The sequence below is a fragment of the Pseudomonas sp. NPDC089408 genome, from assembly GCF_044749445.1.
In the GTDB taxonomy this organism is placed as follows: Bacteria; Pseudomonadota; Gammaproteobacteria; order Pseudomonadales; family Pseudomonadaceae; genus Aquipseudomonas.
The window spans coordinates 79565-100512 of sequence record NZ_JBIVHY010000005.1 but is presented as its reverse complement, the minus strand read 5'-3'; the positions used below and the strand labels follow the sequence as shown (position 1 = coordinate 100512).

General features: G+C 64.1%; 19 protein-coding genes. 15 read left to right on the top strand and 4 right to left on the bottom strand.

What is annotated here, in order from left to right:
• Positions 1 to 14 precede the first annotated feature (14 nt).
• Positions 15 to 371 carry a hypothetical protein gene (locus ACIP02_RS10390; RefSeq protein ID WP_400615917.1) on the top strand — a complete coding sequence of 119 codons (357 nt, stop codon included), beginning with the start codon at positions 15 to 17 and terminating at the stop codon, positions 369 to 371.
• Between the two features lie 102 nt (positions 372 to 473).
• On the opposite strand, the gene ACIP02_RS10385 is transcribed toward ACIP02_RS10390, so the two are convergent.
• Positions 474 to 1709 carry an NADH:flavin oxidoreductase/NADH oxidase family protein gene (locus tag ACIP02_RS10385; protein WP_400615915.1) on the bottom strand — a complete coding sequence of 412 codons (1236 nt, stop codon included), beginning with the start codon at positions 1707 to 1709 and terminating at the stop codon, positions 474 to 476.
• A gap of 112 nt (positions 1710 to 1821) precedes the next feature.
• Here ACIP02_RS10385 and ACIP02_RS10380 point away from each other — a divergent pair, with 112 nt between their 5' ends.
• A complete protein-coding gene (locus ACIP02_RS10380; RefSeq protein ID WP_400615913.1) occupies positions 1822 to 2247 on the top strand; it encodes a MerR family transcriptional regulator in 426 nt (141 codons plus the stop codon).
• Positions 2248 to 2389: 142 nt separating this feature from the next.
• Here ACIP02_RS10380 and ACIP02_RS10375 read toward each other — a convergent pair whose 3' ends face one another.
• Positions 2390 to 2590: a hypothetical protein gene (locus ACIP02_RS10375; protein WP_400615910.1), complete on the bottom strand. Its 201-nt coding sequence runs from the start codon at positions 2588 to 2590 to the stop codon at positions 2390 to 2392.
• A gap of 64 nt (positions 2591 to 2654) precedes the next feature.
• On the bottom strand, positions 2655 to 2825 hold the full coding sequence (locus tag ACIP02_RS10370; protein WP_400615907.1) for a hypothetical protein: 171 nt from the start codon (positions 2823 to 2825) through the stop codon (positions 2655 to 2657).
• Between the two features lie 218 nt (positions 2826 to 3043).
• On the opposite strand from ACIP02_RS10370, the gene ACIP02_RS10365 reads away from it, so the two are divergent.
• The 6 genes from ACIP02_RS10365 to ACIP02_RS10340 all read left to right on the top strand — a co-directional run bounded on the left by ACIP02_RS10365 (position 3044) and on the right by ACIP02_RS10340 (position 8449).
• A complete protein-coding gene (locus tag ACIP02_RS10365) occupies positions 3044 to 4024 on the top strand; it encodes a quinone oxidoreductase family protein (protein WP_400615905.1) in 981 nt (326 codons plus the stop codon).
• 13 nt (positions 4025 to 4037) lie between these two features.
• On the top strand, positions 4038 to 4886 hold the full coding sequence (locus tag ACIP02_RS10360) for a TauD/TfdA dioxygenase family protein (protein ID WP_400615903.1): 849 nt from the start codon (positions 4038 to 4040) through the stop codon (positions 4884 to 4886).
• Positions 4887 to 4940: 54 nt separating this feature from the next.
• Entirely contained in the window at positions 4941 to 5990 is a 1050-nt protein-coding gene (locus ACIP02_RS10355; protein ID WP_400615900.1) for a 3-keto-5-aminohexanoate cleavage protein, read from the top strand.
• A gap of 197 nt (positions 5991 to 6187) precedes the next feature.
• The gene (locus ACIP02_RS10350) at positions 6188 to 7468 is read left to right on the top strand and encodes an MFS transporter (protein ID WP_400615898.1); all 1281 of its coding nucleotides are present in this window, start codon (positions 6188 to 6190) and stop codon (positions 7466 to 7468) included.
• 4 nt (positions 7469 to 7472) lie between these two features.
• Positions 7473 to 8126 (top strand): DsbA family protein, encoded by a 654-nt coding sequence (locus tag ACIP02_RS10345; protein WP_400615896.1) that lies wholly within the window; start codon positions 7473 to 7475, stop codon positions 8124 to 8126.
• Entirely contained in the window at positions 8123 to 8449 is a 327-nt protein-coding gene (locus ACIP02_RS10340) for a Rieske (2Fe-2S) protein (RefSeq protein ID WP_400615894.1), read from the top strand. Before ACIP02_RS10345 ends, ACIP02_RS10340 begins: the two co-directional genes overlap by 4 nt.
• 208 nt (positions 8450 to 8657) lie before the next feature.
• On the opposite strand, the gene ACIP02_RS10335 is transcribed toward ACIP02_RS10340, so the two are convergent.
• The gene (locus ACIP02_RS10335; protein ID WP_400615892.1) at positions 8658 to 9659 is read right to left on the bottom strand and encodes an AraC family transcriptional regulator; all 1002 of its coding nucleotides are present in this window, start codon (positions 9657 to 9659) and stop codon (positions 8658 to 8660) included.
• A gap of 194 nt (positions 9660 to 9853) precedes the next feature.
• Between ACIP02_RS10335 and ACIP02_RS10330 the strand changes: the two genes are divergently transcribed.
• From ACIP02_RS10330 to ACIP02_RS10300, 7 genes are all read left to right on the top strand, one after another.
• Entirely contained in the window at positions 9854 to 10429 is a 576-nt protein-coding gene (locus ACIP02_RS10330) for an RBBP9/YdeN family alpha/beta hydrolase (protein ID WP_400615889.1), read from the top strand.
• A 78-nt stretch (positions 10430 to 10507) separates the two neighbouring features.
• Entirely contained in the window at positions 10508 to 12463 is a 1956-nt protein-coding gene (locus ACIP02_RS10325) for a DUF1302 domain-containing protein (RefSeq protein WP_400615887.1), read from the top strand.
• Between the two features lie 38 nt (positions 12464 to 12501).
• The gene (locus ACIP02_RS10320) at positions 12502 to 13860 is read left to right on the top strand and encodes a DUF1329 domain-containing protein (RefSeq protein ID WP_400615885.1); all 1359 of its coding nucleotides are present in this window, start codon (positions 12502 to 12504) and stop codon (positions 13858 to 13860) included.
• A gap of 22 nt (positions 13861 to 13882) precedes the next feature.
• A complete protein-coding gene (locus ACIP02_RS10315) occupies positions 13883 to 14878 on the top strand; it encodes a WD40/YVTN/BNR-like repeat-containing protein (protein ID WP_400615882.1) in 996 nt (331 codons plus the stop codon).
• A gap of 15 nt (positions 14879 to 14893) precedes the next feature.
• Positions 14894 to 17359, top strand: coding sequence for an RND family transporter (locus ACIP02_RS10310; RefSeq protein WP_400615880.1), 2466 nt, complete (start codon positions 14894 to 14896; stop codon positions 17357 to 17359).
• Positions 17352 to 19130 (top strand): acyl-CoA dehydrogenase C-terminal domain-containing protein, encoded by a 1779-nt coding sequence (locus ACIP02_RS10305; protein ID WP_400615878.1) that lies wholly within the window; start codon positions 17352 to 17354, stop codon positions 19128 to 19130. Before ACIP02_RS10310 ends, ACIP02_RS10305 begins: the two co-directional genes overlap by 8 nt.
• Positions 19131 to 19138: 8 nt before the next feature.
• Entirely contained in the window at positions 19139 to 20779 is a 1641-nt protein-coding gene (locus ACIP02_RS10300) for a fatty acid--CoA ligase (protein WP_400615876.1), read from the top strand.
• The last annotated feature ends 169 nt before the right edge of the window (positions 20780 to 20948 follow it).

Genomic DNA, 20948 nt, shown 5'->3' with positions numbered 1-20948 from the left:
TGCGCTTCGCTAGAATGCAGCGTATCCCTACTGGCCAATTGAAAATGCCTACTTTTCGTATTTTGATCGTTTCTGCGTTAGTCACCAGCCTTGCCGGTTGCGCAACCCCCGGCAACCCCACAGCCAGCAAGCTGACCCAAAAAACGCCACAGGAGTACGCGGCCTGCGTCCTGCCCAAATGGCAGGCGGTGGCACCACAGGCTACGCAAAAATCGATTGCTCACGGTTACCGGCTGACAGCGTCCAGTGCCGTGGCCAGTGATGATGTGCTGGACGTGGTCGATTCCCGCGAGGGCAGCCGCGCGACGTTCTACAAGGGCAGCTTCCTGTCTGGCGACAAGCTGCGCCAGGCTGCCAAGGAATGCCTGTAGCGGCTTTAGCCGCGCACACCGGCGCAGCCGGTGCCCTTTGCACCGCGTCGGATTTTCGCGGGCGCGCCCGTTCCCACAGAGGGCACGGAGCGCCTGTCTGCATTAGCCCGCCCGGCTTTTCATCATGCGCCTGTACTGCCTGACCCGCAGTAACGTGCAGCCTTGCTCCAGCAACAATGCGCGCAACGGCGACGCATGCGCCTTGGGTTGGTTGCCCGCCGCCAGCCGACGCATCTGCAGCTTGACCAGCGCCATGTAGGCCAGTGCCGCAAAGGACTTGCGCTTCCAGCGTATTGGTTGCAGCTCGGCTGTGGCAGCCGCCTCGCCGTTGCGCCACCGCTGGGGCAGGGCAGGTTCCACAGCCAGTGCCGTGGCGATCCCTGCCATGGCCACGCCACTGGCGAGTACCTGCTCGACCACCGGTAGGCGACGAATGCCGCCGGTGACCATCACCGGCATTTTCGCGATGGCCGCAATGTCCTGAGCAAACTCCAGGAAGTAGGCCTCACGGGCAAGGGTGCGACCATCGCGGGCATCGCCCTGCATGGCCGGCGCCTCATAGCTGCCACCCGACAGTTCCACCAGGTCTACTGGCAATTCGTTCAGCCACAGCACCACTTGGCGGGCCTGCTCAGGCTCGAAGCCGCCGCGCTGGAAGTCCGCCGAGTTCAGCTTCACTGCCACGGCAAAACCTGGCGAAACCACCTCGCGTACGGCCTTGACCACCTCCAGTAGTAGCCGGGCGCGGTTAGCCAGGCTGCCACCCCAGCGGTCCTGGCGCTGATTGCTCAACGGCGACAGGAACTGGCTCAGCAGGTAGCCGTGCGCGGCGTGGATCTGCACGCCACTGAAGCCCGCTTCTTCGGCGAGCGCCGCCGTGCGCGCGAAGCGCTGGATCAAGGCCGTGATCTCGGCTTCGGTTAGCGCCTTGGGTAGCGCAAACAGCCTGGACAAGCCGCCCATGTCCAGGGCGACGGCCGAAGGGGCGACGGTGGGTTGGCCCAGGTTGGCCTGCATCTGCCGCCCAGGGTGGTTGATCTGCATCCAGAACTGCGCGCCGTGGGCACGGCCGACACGCGCCCAGTCGCGAAAGCGTTGCAGCGGCTGGCTGGCGTCGAGCATTACGCCGCCCGGGCCGGTCATGGCACTGGGGTCGATCATCACATTGCCGGTCAACAACAAGCCGGCGCCACCCTTGGCCCAGGCCTGGTACAGGCGCAGCAACTGGTCGGACGGGGTCTGGTCCGGGTTGGCCAGGTTCTCTTCCATCGCCGCCTTGGCGATGCGGTTGGGAATGACACTGCCATTGGGCAGGGGCAGAGGCTGAAACGGCGTCATGGCGATCTCCGAATAAGGGCTACCACGCATCGGTTGCTGCACGCGTGGGCTAGGTTCGCGAGAAGGCTAAGGTTAAAGTCAACTTGAAGGTCAATAGGGGAATGGCACCGGAATGAAAATTGGTGAACTGGCACAACGTACAGGGCTTAGCGCATCGCGAATCCGCTTTTACGAAGCCAGCGGGCTGATTGCCGCCCGTCGCCTGGGCAATGGTTACCGGGATTACCCGGAGCACGTGGTGCGCGCGCTGGAGATCATTACCTGTGGCCAGCAGGCGGGGTTCAGCCTGGAGGAAATGCGCAACCTTACGGATGCCGCCGGGGCGGCGAAGGGAGGGCACGGTTTGTTGCTGGCGAGCCTCAAGCGCAAGGTCGCGGAGATTGAGGCGATGCAGCAGCGGCTGGCACAGAACCGGGCCCAGTTGCTGGCAGTGATTGCCGGTATTGAAGGCAAACCGCAGGGGATGAATTGCGAGGAAAACGCGCGACGGTTAGTTGCCGGTTGGCAGGAGGGCGAGGTCAACGCCACGAACACATGACGTTGTGGGCGCCTTTGTTGCTCAACTTCAAAGGCGCACGCCGTCCCTGTGGGAGCGGCTTCAGCCGCGAACACCGGCAAAGCCGGTGCCATAAACCACGTCAGCTTCTTCGCGGGTGAACCCGCTCCCACAGCGTGAGCAGCTATTCACCTCGCCTGTTCATCTGCTCACACTGCACCTGCGCATCCGTCCGGCTGGGATAGCTCGGCTTGAGCCGCTCCTTGGCCTGATTGTCGTAAATGTCAAAGCCTCCACAAACCGTAGCGGCGTAATAGCGGCTACCGACGCGGAAGGACTCCTTTTCTATGGGCACTGCGGGAACGATAACGAATCTTGGTTGCATGTTTCGTGCCTCCCCAGGCAGAGACCTAAGTATTAGTCCTGCCTTTGATAGGCATCAAGCAGGCTCATGAATAATTGATGGCTTTTCGCCCTTTGTTGCGACGAATGACGTTGCATATCCAGCGCTTGCCGCAACGATAGGGCGTGCGAATGAAAGTCAGATCTGCAACGCGTTGTGCGCCTTGCGCCCGCAGTGCTTGGGCCAGTTGAGCAAGCGTCTCAGCTACGATGGTCATGATTCACCTCATCAAAATGGCTGCGTTCATAATTCTCGACCCAACCCACAAGGACGGGATTCAGTTCTATTCCGACTAGTCGGAAGGTCATAAGCGCAGTTGTCATCAAATGAAAACCTGCTGTCGTCCGATGCGAAGCACCCCGCAAGGCAAGGGCATACAGTCCAATCACCCAGAACTGACGCCTGGCGTCCAGATCGATGATTGGAGAGACAAGCATGTCCAAAGTCGTACGTTTCCATCAGGCCGGTGGCCCCGAAGTATTGCGCTACGAGGATGCCGAGGTCGGCGAGCCCGGCCCGGGGCAGGTGCGGTTGCGCCAGGTGGCGGTCGGCCTCAACTACGCCGACACCTACTTCCGCAACGGCACCTATGCGATCCCGCTGCCCAATGGCATCGGTGTGGAAGCGGCCGGGGTGGTCGAGGCGGTGGGTGAGGGCGTGACCCAGGTGGTGGTCGGGGACCGGGTGACCTACACCGGCTTTCTCAACACCCTGGGTGCCTATTGCACCGAGCGCCTGATCCCCGCTGCGGCGCTGATCAAACTGCCGGAAACCATTGCCTTCGAGACCGCTGCCGCCATGACCATGCGCGGCCTGACCTCTGCCTACCTGCTGCGCCGCCTGTACGACTTCAAGCCGGGCGACAGCGTGCTGCTGCATGCCGCTGCAGGCGGGGTCGGCCTGATTGTCGCGCAATGGGCGCGGCTGCTGGGGCTGAACGTGATCGGCACCGTGTCCACCGAGGCCAAGGCTGAAGTGGCACGTGCCCATGGCTGCAACCACATCATCAACTACAGCGTCGAGGACGTGGCCACGCGTGTACGTGAGCTGACCGACGGGGTGGGCGTGAACGTGGTGTTCGACAGCGTCGGCAAGACCACCTTCAACGGCTCGCTGGATTCGCTCAAGCGCCGCGGCCTGATGGTTTGCGTTGGCACGGCGTCCGGCACCATCCCGCCGTTCGACCCGCAATTGCTGGCGATAAAGGGCTCGCTGCAGCTGACCCGCCCGGCATTGGCCGACTTTATCGCCGACCCGGCAGAAAAAGCCGACCTGGCCGGGGAACTGTTCGAGCACGTCAGCAGCGGGCGTATCCGTATCGAGATCAACCAGCACTATGCCCTGCAGGATGCCGTCCAGGCCCACCGTGACCTGGAAGCCCGCAGGACCACTGGCTCGTCGATCTTCGTCATCTGAGCAGGGCACCCGCATGCACATCGAACAACTGACCTGCGCGATCGGTGCCGAAGTAAGTGGTATCAACCTGGCCGACGCGATCCATGACGACGAGCTGTTCGCCCAGCTGCGCCAGCAGTTGCTTCAGCACCGTGTGCTGTTCCTGCGCGACCAGCACTTCAGCCGTGCCGAGCACGTAGCGTTTGCCCGGCGCTTCGGCGAACTGGAGGACCACCCGGTGGCCGGTAGCGACCCGGAGCACCCAGGCCTGGTGCAGATCTACAAGCGCCCGGACCAGCCCAACGACCGCTATGAAAATGCCTGGCACACCGATGCCACCTGGCGCGAGGCGCCCCCCATGGGGTGCGTGCTGCGCTGCGTGGAGTGCCCGCCGGTGGGCGGTGACACGATGTGGGCGAACATGGTGCTGGCCTATGAAAACCTGCCAAGTGATGTGAAGGCCAAGATCGAAGGCCTGCGCGCCCGCCACAGCATCGAGGCCAGCTTCGGCGCCGCCATGCCGCTGGAAAAGCGCCTGGCACTGAAAGCGCAATTCCCTGATGCCGAGCACCCGGTGGTGCGCACCCACCCGGAAACGGGCGAGCAGGTTCTGTTCGTCAACGCCTTCACCACCCATTTCAGCAATTACCACACGCCGCAGCGGGTGCGCTTTGGCCAGGACGCCAACCCCGGCGCCAGCGACTTGCTGCGTTACCTGATCAGCCAGGCCTACCTGCCCGAGTACCAGGTGCGCTGGCGCTGGAAGCCCAACAGCGTGGCCATCTGGGACAACCGCAGCACCCAGCACTACGCGGTCATGGACTACCCACCATGCCACCGCAAGATGGAGCGCGCCGGCATCAAGGGCAGCCGCACCTTCTAAGGCCGCCGCCCGTACCGGCGGCAACCGCACAATAACAATAGCGAGGACTACAGCATGCAATTCTTCGACGATTCGTTGCACCCGGAAAACATGGAAAAAGTGGTGATTACTGTGGCCCCCTATGGCCCGGAGTGGATGCCCGAAGACTTCCCGGAAGACATTCCGCTGACCATGGACGAGCAGGTGCAGAAGGCCGTCGACTGCTACGAGGCAGGCGCCACCGTGCTGCACCTGCATGTGCGTGAGCTGGACGGCAAAGGTTCCAAGCGCCTGTCCAAGTTCAACGAGCTGATCGCCGGTGTGCGTGAAGCGGTGCCAGACATGATCATTCAGGTAGGCGGTTCGATTTCCTTCGCCCCGGAAGGCGAAGGCGAGGCAGCCAAATGGCTGTCGGACGACACCCGGCACATGCTTGCCGAGCTGACCCCGCGCCCCGACCAGGTGACGGTGGCAATCAACACCACGCAGATGAACATCATGGAGTTGCTGTACCCCGAGTACCTTGAAGGTACCTCGCTGGCCAGCCCGGCCATCCATGCCGCCTACAGCGAGATGACAGTACCGGCCGGCCCGGCCTGGGTCCGCGAGCACCTGCGCCGCCTGCAGGCCAGCAATATCCAGCCACACTTCCAGCTGACCGGCATGCACGCCCTGGAAACCCTTGAGCGCATCGTCCGCCGTGGTGACTACATGGGCCCGTTGAACCTGACCTGGATCGGCATCGGTGGTGGTTTCGATGGCCCCAACCCGTTCAACTTCTTCAACTTCATCCACCGTGCGCCGGACGGCTGCACGCTGACCGCCGAATCGTTGCTGAAGAATGTGCTGCCGTTCAACACCATGGCCCTGGCCATGGGCCTGCACCCGCGCTGCGGCAACGAGGACACCATCATCGACCAGCACGGCAAGCGCTTTACCTCGGTGCAGCAGATCCAGCAGACCGTGCGCGTGGCCCACGAGCTGGGCCGCGAGATTGCCACTGGCAAAGAGGCCCGCGCCATTTACCGCATCGGCCAGCAGTACGAAAGCATCGAGCAGACCCTTAAGGCCAACGGCATGGCGCCGAACCGCCTGCCGGGTGTGAAGGGTGTGCCGCAGCGCTGATTGAACGGTCCGGCGATGCTCTTTGTAGGAGCGGCCTTGTGTCGCGATCGGGCTGCAAAGCAGCCCCAGCAATATCTGACCTGACGCTACGTACGGGGGCCGCTCTGCGGCCCGATCGCGACACAAGGCCGCTCCTACATCGGTGCGCGCCATTACATAACAACAAGAAAAACCCAAACCACACCCAAGGAGGCAACATGGCCACCTACCTCGCCAGTGCCGCAGATTCCGGCACCGACACCGCCCCCAGCGTCCCCCGGCGCTATGCCTGGGTGGTCTTTGCCCTGACCTTTGGCCTGTTGATTTCCGACTACATGTCGCGCCAGGTCCTCAACGCGGTATTCCCGCTTCTGAAGGGCGAGTGGGCACTCACCGACAGCCAGCTCGGCCTGCTCAGCAGCATTGTCGCGCTGATGGTCGGCCTGCTGACGTTTCCGCTGTCGCTGCTGGCCGACCGCTTCGGCCGGGTACGTAGCCTGGTGCTGATGGCGGTGCTGTGGAGCCTGGCCACACTCGGCTGCGCCCTGGCAGAAAACTACCCGCAAATGTTCATTGCGCGTTTTCTGGTCGGGGTGGGTGAAGCGGCTTATGGCAGCGTCGGCATTGCCGTAGTGGTCGCCGTGTTCCCGCGCGACATGCGCTCGACCCTGGCCGGTGCGTTCATGGCCGGTGGCATGTTCGGCTCGGTGCTGGGCATGGCCCTGGGTGGCGTGTTGGCCCAGCACCTGGGCTGGCGCTGGGCGTTCGCCGGCATGGCATTGTTCGGCTTGGTGCTGGCCATGCTGTACCCGCTGATTGTCAAGGAGGCGCGCATTACGCCGAAGTGCGCGCACCAGGCATTGGGTAAGGGCACCCGCCCGCTGCGCAGCCTGTACAGCAGCCGTTCGGTGATCGCCGCCTATGTCGGCAGCGGCCTGCAGCTGTTCGTCGGCGGCACCCTGATCGTGTGGATGCCCAGCTACCTGAACCGCTACTACGCCATGGGCACCGACCGCGCCGGGGCGATTGCTGCGGTCATCGTGCTGTGCAGTGGTATTGGCATGATCCTCTGCGCCATGCTCTGCGACCGCCTGGGGCGGCAACGCCCGGACCGCAAGATCAGCCTGGCCATCGGCTATTGCCTGGGCAGTTGCGTGTTGCTGAGCCTTGCCTTTGCCTTGCCCGTCGGCACCGCACAACTGGTGCTGATTTGCCTGGGCATGATGATCGCCGCCGGCACCAATGGCCCATCCAGCGCCATGGTCGCCAACCTGACCCATGCCTCGGTACACGGTACGGCATTCGCTACCCTGACCCTGGCCAACAACCTGCTGGGCCTGGCTACCGGGCCGCTGATCACCGGCCGGGTATCCGACCTTGTCGGGCTGCAGGCCGCGCTGCAGTTGGTACCGCTGATAAGCATCGCGGCGGCCGCTGTGTTCTTCCTTGCCAAACGTCATTACCACCGCGACATGGACAGTCTGCATTCAAGGAGTTGAAACCGTGAAACAGCTGTTGTCCGTTGAGGTGTTCTTTGATTTCGTCTGCCCTTGGTGCCTGATCGGCCAGCGGCATCTGCAGGCGGCCCTGTTGCTGTTACAGCGTGAGCAGCCGCACGTGCAGGTGCACGTGCAATGGCGGGGCGTGCAGTTGTTGCCTGGCTTGCCCGTCCACGGTGTACCTTTCAATACCTTTTACCTGCAACGCCTGGGCAGCGAGCAAGCGGTGCGCGAGCGCCAGGCCCAGGTGCGCGCTGCTGCCAGCGTGGTCGGCGAGGATATCGACTTCTCGCGCATTCGCCGCATGCCCAACACCGGCAATGCCCACCGCTTGATGCAACGGGCCGGCAGCCTGCTTGATGCAGCGCAACAGGAAGCGTTGCTGGCGCGGTTGTTCATTGCCTATTTCCACCAGGGCCGTGACCTGGGTGACAGCCGCACCTTGCTTGGCATCGTCCAGGGTTGCGGGCTGGAGGCCGCCCAGGTGATCGACTGCTTGCGTGACGACGGCAGCCCGTTCCTCGACGGAGCCGGGCGTGCAGGCAGTGCCGTGCCACGTTACCGCTTCAACCAAGGCCCGCTGCTTGCCGGGGTACGCCCAGCCGAAGAACTGTTTGCAGCCATGACCGACGCCTTGCACACGGTGGAACAGGCATGAGCCGACGGTTTGCATTAAGCCCCGGCCAGGTGCCGGAACGCGATGGCCGAGTATTGCTGGCCTTTGAGGGCCGTAGCGTGGCCTTATTCAATGTGGCGGACGCGCTGTATGCCATTGACGACAGCTGCCCGCACCAGGGTGCGTCGCTGTGTGGCGGGCGCCTGGAAGGCAGGGTGATCCAATGCTGCGCCCACGGCCTGCGCTTCGATCTGGCCAGCGGTTACCTGCTTAATTCGAAAGCCCTCAAGGTGGCCAGCTACCCGGTCGAGCAGCAAGGCGGGCAGGTCTACATCGTGCTGGACAGCGAAGAGGCAGGGCAGTGAACAGTTCCTTGTGCTGCTGGTGCTGGCGCTGATGCACTCGGGCCTTTGACACGGTCAGTTGTAGGAGCGGCCTTGTGTCGCGATAGGGCTGCGAAGCAGCCCCAGGATTTCAGCGCAAACGCACAGATCGCCGGGGCTGCTTCGCAGCCCTATCGCGACACAAGGCCGCTCCTACAAAGAAAATGCACGGGGGTTGAGGTTGAGGTAATTACTCGCCGTGCTTCGCCCGCCAACTGGCCGGTGGCATGCCGAACTGGGCGATGAACCAGCGGGTGAACGAACTGGGCATCGAATAACCGAGCATGTCGGCAATGCGCCCCAGCGAATAGCTGGGGTTTTCCAGGTAGCGCATCACCAGGTCGCGGCGCACGCTGTTGATCAGGTCCTTGAACGTGAGCCCGTTTTCTTCCAGCCGCCGCTGCAATGTACGCACGTTCATGCCCTGGGTCTGCGCTACCTGCTCAATGGTTGCGCGGCCCATGGGCAGCAGCAGGTAGATGGTCTTGCGCAGCTCCAGCTCCAGTGACGGCACGCCGCTGGCCGGCAAGGTGTCCAGGTAGCGCCGGGCCAGGCGGGCCATGGCTTCGTTGGCCTGCGGGCTGGCGCTGTCGAGGTCGGCAGCCGGGCAGACGATACCGTTGAATTCACTGCCGAACACCAGTGTACAGCCGAAGATTCGCCGGTGAATGGCCGGGTCGGCGGGGGCCGCGTGGGTGAAGTTGGCGCTGATCGGGTGCCAGTGCGCGCCCAGCAGCGCCGCGCACAGGCGCATCATCACACCGATGGCCAGCTCGGTGGCCTGGCGGCTGCAAGGCGCGCGCTCGTTGATCACTTCTTCGCGAATGACCACGGTCTTGCCGGCTTCCTCGATGTGAATGGCCAGCGCGTCGTTGAGCAGGTGGCGGTATTGCACGATCACCTGCAGGGCGTCGCGCAGGTTGCGCTGGTGGCTGAGCAGCAGGCTGATTTCGCCAAAGTCCGACAACTGGCGCAGCTCGGCCATGCGCAAGCCAAAGCTCTCGCACTGGCTGGCACTGGCGGACGCTTCGAGCAAGGTGATCACGCTGGCCACCGGGATACGCCGGTTAGGGTCGTCGAGCAAGGCGGCGCTAAGGCCAACCTGTGCCAGCAGCGCATGCGGGTTGAGGCCCAGGTGGCGGGACACTTCCAGGTAATTGGTCAAACTGGCGGCACGGACGAGAGCAGGCATTTTTTATTGTTATCCCTAAAACACGCGGTTTGCAGGTGCACCGTTTTTATAACCTGCGTGTCATCAATTGAAAAGCAAAGCGCTGTTTGTGTCCTTGTCATCAAATGAAAAGCGACTGACGCCCAATGTGAAGCACCCTGGGGGACGGCTGTTTACTGTGAACCTCAAGCGCTACACCGCACACGAGGTTCACCGTGGAAAAACTGCAAACCACCGCCACCGTACTGATCGTTCCCGGCCTGCGCGACCACGTTGCCGAGCACTGGCAAACCCTGCTTGCCGGCCGTTTGGCCAAGGTGCGCAGCGTACCGCCGCTGCACGAGGACGGCCTGTGCTGCAGCGCCCGGGTCGAGGCGATCCAGCGTGAACTGGAGCAGATCGAGGGTGACGTGATCCTGGTGGCGCACAGCGCTGGCGTGCTGATGGTTGCCCACTGGGCTGCACGCTACCGGCGGCCGATCAAGGGCGCCTTGCTGGCCGCACCGCCAGACCTCAACGCCCGCTGGCCGGCGCATTACCCAAGCCCGGCCAGCCTGGCCGAAAAGGGCTGGTCGCCGCTGCCACACACGCCACTGCCATTCCCGAGCGTGGTGGCAGCCAGCAGCAACGATCACCTGGCCAGCTACGCCGCTGCCGCCGAACTGGCCCGCCGTTGGGGCAGTGAACTGGTCAGCCTGGGCGCCGTCGGTCACCTCAATCCGGCATCCGGCTTTGGCCCCTGGCCATTGGCCGAGGCGCTGATCCGCCGACTGGACAGCCCGACCCTGTAACAGCGCATGGACGCCCCTAGCCACGCCCGCACAAGACGGGCGGCGTAGAAAACAATAACAATACGTGGAGCCATCGTAATGCCAGAACACCGCATTCACCGTGCTGTGAAACCACAGCGCTGCCTGCTCGCCTGCGCCATCGGCCTGCTCACGCTGCCCGGCGCACAGGCCTTCGAAGTCGATACCGGCAACGAAGACTGGGCCGTACGCTTCGACAACACCGTCAAGTACAACTATGGCGTACGCACCGAAAGCGCCGACAAGCGTTTGCTGGGCACGCCCAACAGCAACGATGGCGACTACAACTTCCGCAAGGCCGGCACCAATATCACCAACCGTGTCGACCTGCTGACCGAGCTGGATGTGGTGTACCAAGGCAATACCGGTTTCCGCGTCAGCACCGCCAGCTGGTACGACAAGGCGTACGACAACACCGGCTCGAACAGCAACCCGTTCGTCAATGGCAACGGTGACCAGTCCGGCATCAACCCCAGCCTCAATGGCCTGCCGGGCACCGGCATTGCGCTGGGCAGCCCACACCTGAGCAACTACGCCCAGCGCTATTACAGCGGCCCCTCGGGTGAAGTGCTGGATGCCTTCGTGTTCATGAGCCGTGACGTAGGCGAAGAATCGCAGGTCAGCGCCAAGCTGGGCCAGCACAACCTGTTCTGGGGTGAAACCCTGCTCAACCCGGTGCACTCGCTGAGCTACGGGCAGTCCGGCCTGGACCTGGCCAAGCTGGCTGCATCGCCAGGTACCGAGGCCAAGGAACTGTTCGTGCCGCGTAACCAACTGTCGACCTCGTTCCTGGTCAACTCCGAGCTGACCCTTGGCGCGCAGTACTTCTTCGACTGGGATGCCGCCCGCCTGCCCGAGGCTGGTACCTACTACGGTGGCGCGGATGTGGTAGGCGAGGGCGCGCAAAGCTTCCTGCTCGGCCACACCGGCACCCCGGGGCTGATCCCGGTGCGCGGTGCGCTGACCAGCATCCGCCGTGGCCATGACCTGACCCCGGGCAAAAGCGGCGACTGGGGCATCATGGCCAAGTGGTCGCCGCAATGGCTGGGCGGTACCCTCGGCTTCTACTACCGCAAAACCTCCGAGATCCTGCCCCAGGCCTGGCTCGACGCGCGCGGCATGACCGTGGCCAACGGCCCGTTCGGCAACCCGCCGGGCAGCCGCCAGGGCGCGGTCGGCAACCTGTACAACTCGCTGCAGAGCACCACCTACCAGTTTGCCTACGCCGACAACATCGACATCTATGGCCTGAGCCTGTCCAAGGATGTCGGCGGCATCAGCGTCGGTAGCGACCTGAACATCCGCCACAACATGCCGCTGGCGAGCATCCCGGCCATCGTCAGCGCTCCCGGCCAGGGCGGCCTGGGTGGCGGCTTTGGTCTGCTGCCGGCGCGCCTGCCCAGCAGCGGGGTGATCTACGACGTGCCCAAGGATGGCGACAGCCTGAGTGCCACCGGCGACACCCTGCACTTCACCGTCAACGGCTTGATGACCATAGGCGACACCCCGCTGTTCGACGCCGCAACCCTGCTCGGCGAACTGTTCTACAGCAACCTGCTCAAGCTCGATGGCCACAACGAGGCCTTGTACAAGGGCAAGAGCAGCTACCGCGGCATCGACAAGGCCACCCGCGATAACTGGGGCATCGCCGTCAACTTCACCCCCACCTGGTACCAGGTGCTGCCAGGCATGGACCTGAGCATGCCGCTGTCGGTCAACGTCGGCATCGACGGCGTTTCGCCGGTGCAGGGGGGCGGTGCCGAGAACACCGGCAACTACGCGGTGGGCTTCAGCGCCGCGATCTACAACCAGTATTTCGTCGACCTCAAGTACGTCGACAGCTTCGGTGAGACCAAGGCCTGCCGGGATGGCCAGACCGACGGCAGCACCCCCAATGCCCTGGACGGCGAACAGGATTACACCTGCTACGGCGGCGGTTACGCCTCCTTCTCTGGTGGCGGAGCCACCACCGAGGACCGTGGCGCCCTGTACCTGACCGTCAAGACGACCTTCTGAGTCATGTTTCCTACCGCCTACACAGGAAGACAACCATCATGAATTTCGTACGTACCCTGCTGGCCTCGTGCCTGTCACTGGCCGCGCTCAACGCCGCCCAGGCTGCCGTTTCCCCTGATCAGGCTGCCCGCTTGGGCAACAACCTGACCGCCATCGGCGCGGAAAAAGCCGGCAATGCCGACGGCTCGATCCCGGCTTACCAGGGCGGCCTGCAAACGCCGCCGGCCAGCTACCAGAGCGGCGCCAGCATGCGCCCCGACCCGTTCGCCAGCGAAAAGCCGCTGCTGGTCATCGATGGCAAGAACGCTGACCAGTACAAGGGCCAGCTGACCGCCACCACCCTGGAACTGCTCAAGCGTTACCCCAGCTACCGTGTCGAGGTGTACCCGACCCACCGCAGCGTGGCGCTGCCGCAAGCCGTGCTCGACAACACCCGCAAGAACGCGACCGGTGCCAAAAGCCAGGAGGGCGGCACGGCGGTAGAGAACGTGCTGCCGGGCATCCCGTTCCCGATTCCGCAGAACGGCGCCGAGGCCATGTGGAACTTCCTGCTGCGCTACCAGGGCGTCAGCATGACCGCCAAGTACGATTCGTGGAACGTCGATGCGGCCGGCAAACCGTCGCTGTCCACTACCGGCCAGGCCAACATCAGCTACCCGATCTACGAGGACATGGCCAAGCCGATCGGCGCCAAGGACACCTACTACCAGATGAAGCTGGTGTACACCGGGCCGGCACGCCGTGCCGGTGAAGCGATGATGCTGCGCGATGCCGCCAACCCGCTGGTGCAGCCGCGCAATGCCTGGCAGTACCTGCCGGGCCAGCGCCGGGTCAAGCTGGCGCCGAACCTGGCCTATGACACGCCAAACCCCGGCACCTCCGGCTCGGGCACCTACGATGATGTGTTCGTCTTCAACGGTGCGCTGGACCGCTACGACTGGACCCTGGTCGGTAAACAGGAAATGTACGTGCCGTACAACACCTACCAGCTCACCTACAACACCGACGTCAAGCAGGTGATCACCCCCAACCACCTGGCCCCGCAGTTCGTGCGCTGGGAAAAACACCGTGTCTGGGTCGTGGAAGGCAAGCTCAAGGAGGGCGCACGGCACATCTACCATAAGCGCCGCTTCTACCTCGACGAAGACAGCTGGATCGCTCTGGCCTCGGACCAGTACGACGCCCGTGGCCAGCTGTACCGCGGCTCGTTCGCCTTCCTCACCCAGAGCTACGACAAACAGACCCCGGACGCCACGCCGTTCATGATCTACGACCTGATCGGTGGCACCTACAACCTCAACGGCGTGGTCGGCGCTTACGGCGGCATTCGCTACATCGACCCGCTGTCGAAAACCCAGTGGTCGCCTGAGTCCCTGGCCGGCAATGGTATTCGCTGAACCCATGGAGCCGAGGTTGCCAATGTCTGTCTTCAAACGCTACGGCAGGGTGATGCTGGCCCTGGCCGCGCTGCAGGGCGCGGCCCAGGCGGCGCCCTTCACCGATGTGCTGGAAATGCCCGCCATGCCCAGCGCCCTGGCCAGCAGCAGCGCCCTGCGCGATGTGGCCTTGGCCGGGCAGCGCCTGGTCGCGGTCGGCCCACGGGGGCACATCCTGTACTCCGATGACCATGGCGTGCACTGGCAACAAGCCCAGGTGCCGGTCAGCGCCGACTTGAACGCGGTGAGCTTCGCCACGCCCGAGCTGGGCTGGGCGGTTGGCCATGATGGCGTGGTGCTGCACAGCCGCGATGGCGGCGTGCACTGGCAGAAGCAGCTGGATGGCCGCGCACTGGCCGAGCAGTTGCCCGCGGCCACCACCGACAACGCCTTGCTCGACGTGTGGTTCAACGATGCCCACACTGGCTATGCGGTGGGCGTGTTCAACCTGCTGTTACGTACCACCGATGGTGGCGAGCATTGGCAGCCCTGGCTTGACCACAGCGACAACCCGCAGGGCCTGCACCTGACCAGCTTGGCGGCAGTGGCGGGCGACCTGTACATCACCGGTGAGCAAGGCTTGCTGCTGAAGTGGGATGGCGCGCGCTTCAGCCGCATCGATACCCCCTACGCCGGCACCCTGTTCGGCGCTGCCGGGAAGCCCGGCGTGTTGCTGATCTACGGCTTGCGCGGCCACGCCTACCGCAGCAGCGATGGCGGCCAGCAGTGGCAAGCCGTCGACACCGGCATCAACACCAGCCTGACCGCTGCCGGTTTCGACCGTGACGGCCAACTGTGGTTGGCCAGCCAGGCCGGTGACCTGCTGCTCAGCCGCGATGACGGTGCCAGCTTCAGCCCGGTGCCCCAGCGCGCGCGCGGCCCGGTCACCGCGCTTGCCAACGATGCCGGCAGTGGCCTGGTGCTGGTGGGCGAGCGGGGCGTACGCAACCAGGCCGGCAACCCCAGCCTGCACCCATAACAAGAGAAGACCCTGATGGCCGCTACCCGCCAAGATACCCTTCCGGTAATCGGCAATCTTGCCGATTTCGACCCGCGCTCGGGCAACTGCCTGGAACGCCTGGTGTTCAACCACCGCCTGCCATTTCTGCTGTGCATGTTGCTGGCGAGCCTGGTGCTGGGCTTCATGGCGCTGACCCGCCTGGAGCTGCGCCCCAGTTTCGACAAGATGCTGCCGCAGAGCCACCCCTACATCCAGAACTACCAGGAAAACCGCGCTTCGTTACGTGGCCTGGGTAATGCGGTGCGGGTGGTGGTGGAGAACACCCAGGGCGATATCTTCGACCCCGGCTACCTGCAGACCCTACGCCACATCAACGACGAGCTGTTCCTTAGCCAGGGCGTGGACCGTGCCTGGGTCAAATCGCTGTGGAGCCCGGCAGTGCGCTGGACCGAAGTGACCGAAGAAGGTTTCCAGGGTGGCCCGGTGATGCCGGACGGCTACCAGGGGGCGCCGGGTGACATCGAACAGCTACGGCAGAACATCGAGCGCGCCAACATCGTCGGCAGCCTGGTGGCACGCGACTTCAAGTCGAGCATGCTGGTGGTGCCGTTGCTCGACCAGGATTCGGCCACCGGTAAAGGCCTGGACTATCACGCCTTTTCGCAAAAGCTCGAACAATTGCGCAGCCAGTACCAGGCCAGCGGCCAGTACCGCATCCATGTAATAGGCTTTGCCAAACTGATGGGCGACCTGATCGACGGGCTGATCCAGGTAATGGCGTTCTTTGCCCTGGCAGTGCTGACCAGCCTGGTGATCATCTACTGCTACACCCGCTGCGTGCGCAGTACCTTGCTGGTGGTGCTGTGTTCGCTGACAGCGGTGGTGTGGCAGCTGGGCATCGTCGCCTGGCTGGGCTATGCCATCGACCCGTATTCGATCCTGGTGCCGTTCCTGATCTTTGCCATCGGCGTGTCGCACGCGGCGCAGAAGATGAACGGCATCCTCCAGGACATCGGCCGAGGTACCCACCGGCTGGTTGCCGCGCGTTATACCTTCCGCCGCCTGTTCGTCGCCGGGGTCACCGCACTGCTGGCCGATGCCGTCGGTTTTGCCGTACTGATGCTCATCGACATTCCGGTGATCCAAGACTTGGCCATTACTGCCAGCATTGGCGTGGCGGTGCTGATCTTCACCTCGCTGCTGCTGATGCCGGTGGCACTGTCCTATGTCGGCGTAGGCCGCAAGGCTGCCGAGCGGGCCCTGCATATCGATGCCCGCGCCGCTCAGCATCGTGGCTTCGGTCGGCTGTGGGACCTGCTCGACCGCTTCACCGAGCGCAAATGGGCCAGCGCCGCACTGCTGGCAGCTCTGGCCCTGGCCGCCCTCGGCATCTGGGGCAGCCTGCAGCTGAAAATCGGCGACCTCGACAGCGGCGCCCCCGAGCTACGCGCCGACTCGCGCTACAACCTCGACAACGCCTACATCACCCAGCACTACGCCCTGTCCAGCGACACCTTCGCAGTGATGGTCAAGACTGCCCCGGAAGGCTGCCTGCAATACCAGACGCTGATTCTCGCCGATCGCCTGGCCTGGCAACTGCAACAGCTACCGGGTGTGCAGACCACCGTGTCACTGGCCAACGCCGTGCGCCAGATCACCGCCGGCACCTACGAAGGCAACCCGCGCCTGAACAGCCTGCAACGCAACCAGGACGTGCTCAACTACGCCGCCCAGCAGGCCTCGGTCAACGCCCCGGAGCTGTTCAACAACGACTGCTCGCTGATGCCGGTGATCGCCTACCTGAAGGACCACCGCGCCGATACCCTGGCCCAGGTGGCCGCGGCAGCCGAGCGTTTCGCCGCAGACAACAGCAGCGCCAAACACCAATTCTTGCTGGCCGCCGGCAGCGCCGGCATCGAAGCGGCTACCAACGAGGTGGTACGCGAGGCCAACCACCGCATGCTGTTGCTGGTGTACCTGGCGGTGACGTTGTTCTGTCTGGTCACCTTCCGCAGCTGGCGGGCAACGCTGGTGGCGATCCTGCCGCTGATGCTCACCTCGGTACTGTGCGAAGCGCTGATGGTGGCCATGGGCATTGGCGTCAAAGTGGCCACGTTGCCGGTCATCGCCCTGGGCGTGGGCATTGGCGTGGACTACGCGCTGTACCTGCTCAGCGTGCAGCTGCATTACCAGCGCGCCGGGTTGAGTCTGGCCCAGGCTTACCAGAAGGCCGTGGCCTTCACCGGCCGGGTAGTGGGGCTGGTCGGCATAACCCTGGCGGCCGGCGTGGTCGGCTGGGCCTGGTCACCGATCAAGTTCCAGGCCGACATGGGCCTGCTGCTGACCTTCATGTTCCTGTGGAACATGCTCGGCGCGCTGGTGCTGATACCGGCGTTGTCGCACTTCCTCCTGCGTGGCCAGGGCACCTCGGCAGCCGCCGACACCCAGGCCGCCGCGCGTTCGCAAACCCAAGAAACCGAGTGCTCGCCTCATGTCTGATTACCTTCCGCCACTGCGCGACATGGATTTTCTGTTCAACGAAGTGTTCGACATTCCGGCCTGGTGGGCGCAAACCCCCGCCCTGGCCGACGTGGTCGACGGCGACACCGCCCGGGCCGTGCTCGAGCAGGCCGGCAAGCTGATTGCCGAGGTGGTGGCGCCGCTCAACCGCAGTGGCGACGAACAGGGCTGCCGATGGCACGCTGGCCAGGTACAAACCCCCGATGGCTTCGTTGACGCCTACCGGGCATTCGCCGCTGACGGTTGGGTGGGCGTGGCCGGCGCCTCGGAGTACGGTGGCATGGGCATGCCGAAGGTGATCAGTGCCCAGCTCGAAGAAATGCTCAACGCTGCCAACCTGTCGTTCGGCTTGTACCCGATGCTGACCGCAGGTGCCTGCCTGTCGCTGCTCAACCATGCCAGCGAAGCCTTGAAAGCACTGTACCTGCCGCCGATGTACCAAGGCCGCTGGGCCGGTTCGATGTGCCTGACCGAGCCGCATGCCGGCACCGACCTGGGGCTGATCCGCACCCGCGCCGAACCACACGCCAATGGCGGCTACCGCATCAGCGGCACCAAGATTTTCATTACCGGTGGCGAGCAGGACCTGACCGAAAACATTATTCACCTGGTGCTGGCGCGGCTACCGGATGCGCCGGCCGGGCCCAAGGGCATCTCGCTGTTCCTGGTGCCCAAGGTGCTGGTCGACACCGACGGCAGGCTGGGCGCGGTCAATGCGATGAGCTGCGGCTCGATCGAACACAAGATGGGCATCAAGGGTTCGGCCACTTGCGTGATGAACTTCGACGGCGCCACCGGTTACCTGATCGGTGAGCCGAACAAGGGCCTCAATGCCATGTTCACCATGATGAACTACGAGCGCCTGGGTGTCGGCATTCAAGGCCTGGCGCTGGGCGAGCGCTCCTACCAGGGCGCCATTGCCTATGCCCGTGACCGCCTGCAAGGCCGCGCTGCAACCGGCGCCGAAGCCCCGGAGCAAAGTGCCGACCCGATCATTGTCCACCCGGACGTACGCCGCATGCTGCTGACCATGAAAGCGCTCAACGAAGGCGGGCGGGCGTTTTCTACCTATGTGGCGTTGCAACTGGACTTGGCCAAGTACAGCGACGACCCGGTCATGCGTGCCCAGGCCGAGGCCAAGGTGGCGCTGCTCACGCCGGTCGCCAAGGCGTTTCTCACCGACATGGGCCTGGAGACCACCGTGCACGGCCAACAGGTGTTGGGCGGCCATGGCTATATCCGTGAGTGGGGCCAGGAGCAGCTGATTCGTGACTGCCGCATTACCCAGATCTACGAGGGCACCAACGGTATTCAGGCCCTCGACCTGGTCGGGCGCAAGCTGTTGGGTGATGGTGGCAAGGCCTACCTTGCCGTGTCTGACGAAATCACCGCCTTTGCCGAGGCGCTGCCGGCGGAGCAGGCCGAGTTCGCTGCGCCGCTGCTGGCGGCGGTGCGTCACCTTGACGAACTGAGTGCCTGGTTGCTCGACCGTGGCCAAGGCAACCCGCGTGAGCTTGGCGCCGCGGCAGTCGAATACCTGCACGTATTCGGCTACACCTTTTACGCCTACCTGTGGGCGCGCATGGCCGCGGTCTGCCAGGGCCATGCCGCACCTGAGCCGTTGCACCTCGCCAAGCTGGGCACCGCGCGCTTCTACTTCGCGCGCCTGCTGCCCCGCATCCATTCGCTTGGCGCCAGTGTCAGGGCCGGCAGCGACAGCCTGTACCTGCTGGAGGCCGGGCTACTGTGAGTGCCAATATGACCAACACCCGCATCATGCCTGCGGCCGCGCAGGCCTACGGCTACCCGCTGCTGATCAAGCGCCTGCTGCTGTCGGGCGTGCGCTACCAGCCCAACCAGGAAATCGTCTACGCCGACAAGCTGCGCTACAGCTACACCACCTTGCTCGAACGTATCCAGCGCTTGGCCAACGTGCTGACCGCCGCCGGGGTCGGGCCGGGCGACACCGTGGCTTTGCTCGACTGGGACAGCCACCGGGCGCTGGAGTGTTTCTTTGCCGTGCCGATGCTGGGCGCGGTGCTGCACACGGTAAACGTGCGGCTGTCCAGCGAGCAGGTGCGCTACACCATGAACCATGCCGAGGACCGGTTAGTACTGGTGCATGACGACTTCCTGCCATTGCTGCAGCAGCTGCGCGAAGACTTGCCGAGCGTCGAGGGTTTCATCCGCCTGAGTGATGGCGCGCCCGCCGTGCTGGGGGTGCCGTTGCTGGGTGAATACGAAGCCATGCTGGCGGCCGCCGAGCCGCAGTTCGAGTTCGCCGACTTCGACGAAAACTCGCTGGCCACGCTGTTCTACACCAGCGGTACCACCGGCAACCCCAAGGGCGTGTATTTCAGCCATCGGCAACTGGTGCTGCATACCCTGGTCGAGCAGGGCACGCTGGCGGCATGTGGCGAGCTACCGTTGCTGCGCACCGGCGATGTGTACATGCCGATCACGCCGATGTTTCACGTGCACGCCTGGGGTGTGCCCTATGTGGCCACGGCGCTCGGTATCAAGCAGGTTTACCCGGGGCGCTACGAGCCCAATCGGCTGGTTGGCCTTTATCGCGATGAGGGGGTGACCTTTTCCCATTGCGTGCCTACGGTGCTGCAGATGATCCTTGACAGCGAGCAAGGGCGCAGCACCGACCTGAGTGGCTGGAAGATGCTGCTGGGCGGCAGCGCATTGACGCTGGGCCTGGCCCAGCGTGCCAGCGAGCGTGGCATCAGCGTGCATTGTGGCTACGGCATGTCGGAAAGCTGCCCGCTGCTGAGCATCACCCACCTGAGTGCCGACCTGCTGGCGCAGCCCATGGCGCAACAGCTGCCGCTGCGGATCGATGCCGGCGTGCCGATTGCCCTGGTGGACTTGCGCATCGTCGACGACGCGGGCCGGGAGGTCGCACACGACGGCGAAAGCCTGGGGGAAGTCGTGGTGCGTGCGCCATGGCTGACTCAGGGCTACCTGCACGAACCGGAGCAGGGCGCCGCCTTGTGGTTGGGCGGCTGGATGCACACCGGTGACCTGGCCTGCATTGATCGCTCGGGCGTGGTGCGCATCCGTGACCGGATCAAGGATGTGATCAAGACCGGTGGCGAGTGGGTCAGCTCGGTGGCGCTGGAAAACCTGATCAGCCAGCACCCGTCCGTCGCCTCGGTGGCAGTGATCGGTATACCGGACCCCCAGTGGGGGGAACAACCTCTCGCCCTGGTGGTCTGCTGTGAGGGCATGCTACTGGACCAGCCGGCCTTGGCCAGGCACCTGCAGCCGTATGTCGACAGCGGGCACTTGAACAAATGGGCGATACCACGGCAGCTGCGCTGCGTGGACGAGATCCCCAGGACCAGTGTCGGCAAGCTCGACAAGAAGCGCATTCGCCAGGCACAGCCCTAGGTGTTAAGCCCTGCGCTGAACCTTCTAGGAGCGGCCTTGCCGGGGCGCCGGACCGGTCGGATGGGCTGCGAAGCAGCCCCGGCAATTTGTGTAGCGGTGCCGAAACCTGGAGCTGCTCTGCAGCTCATCGCGACACAAGGCCGCTCCTACACGTCAGGTGTATGTTTTG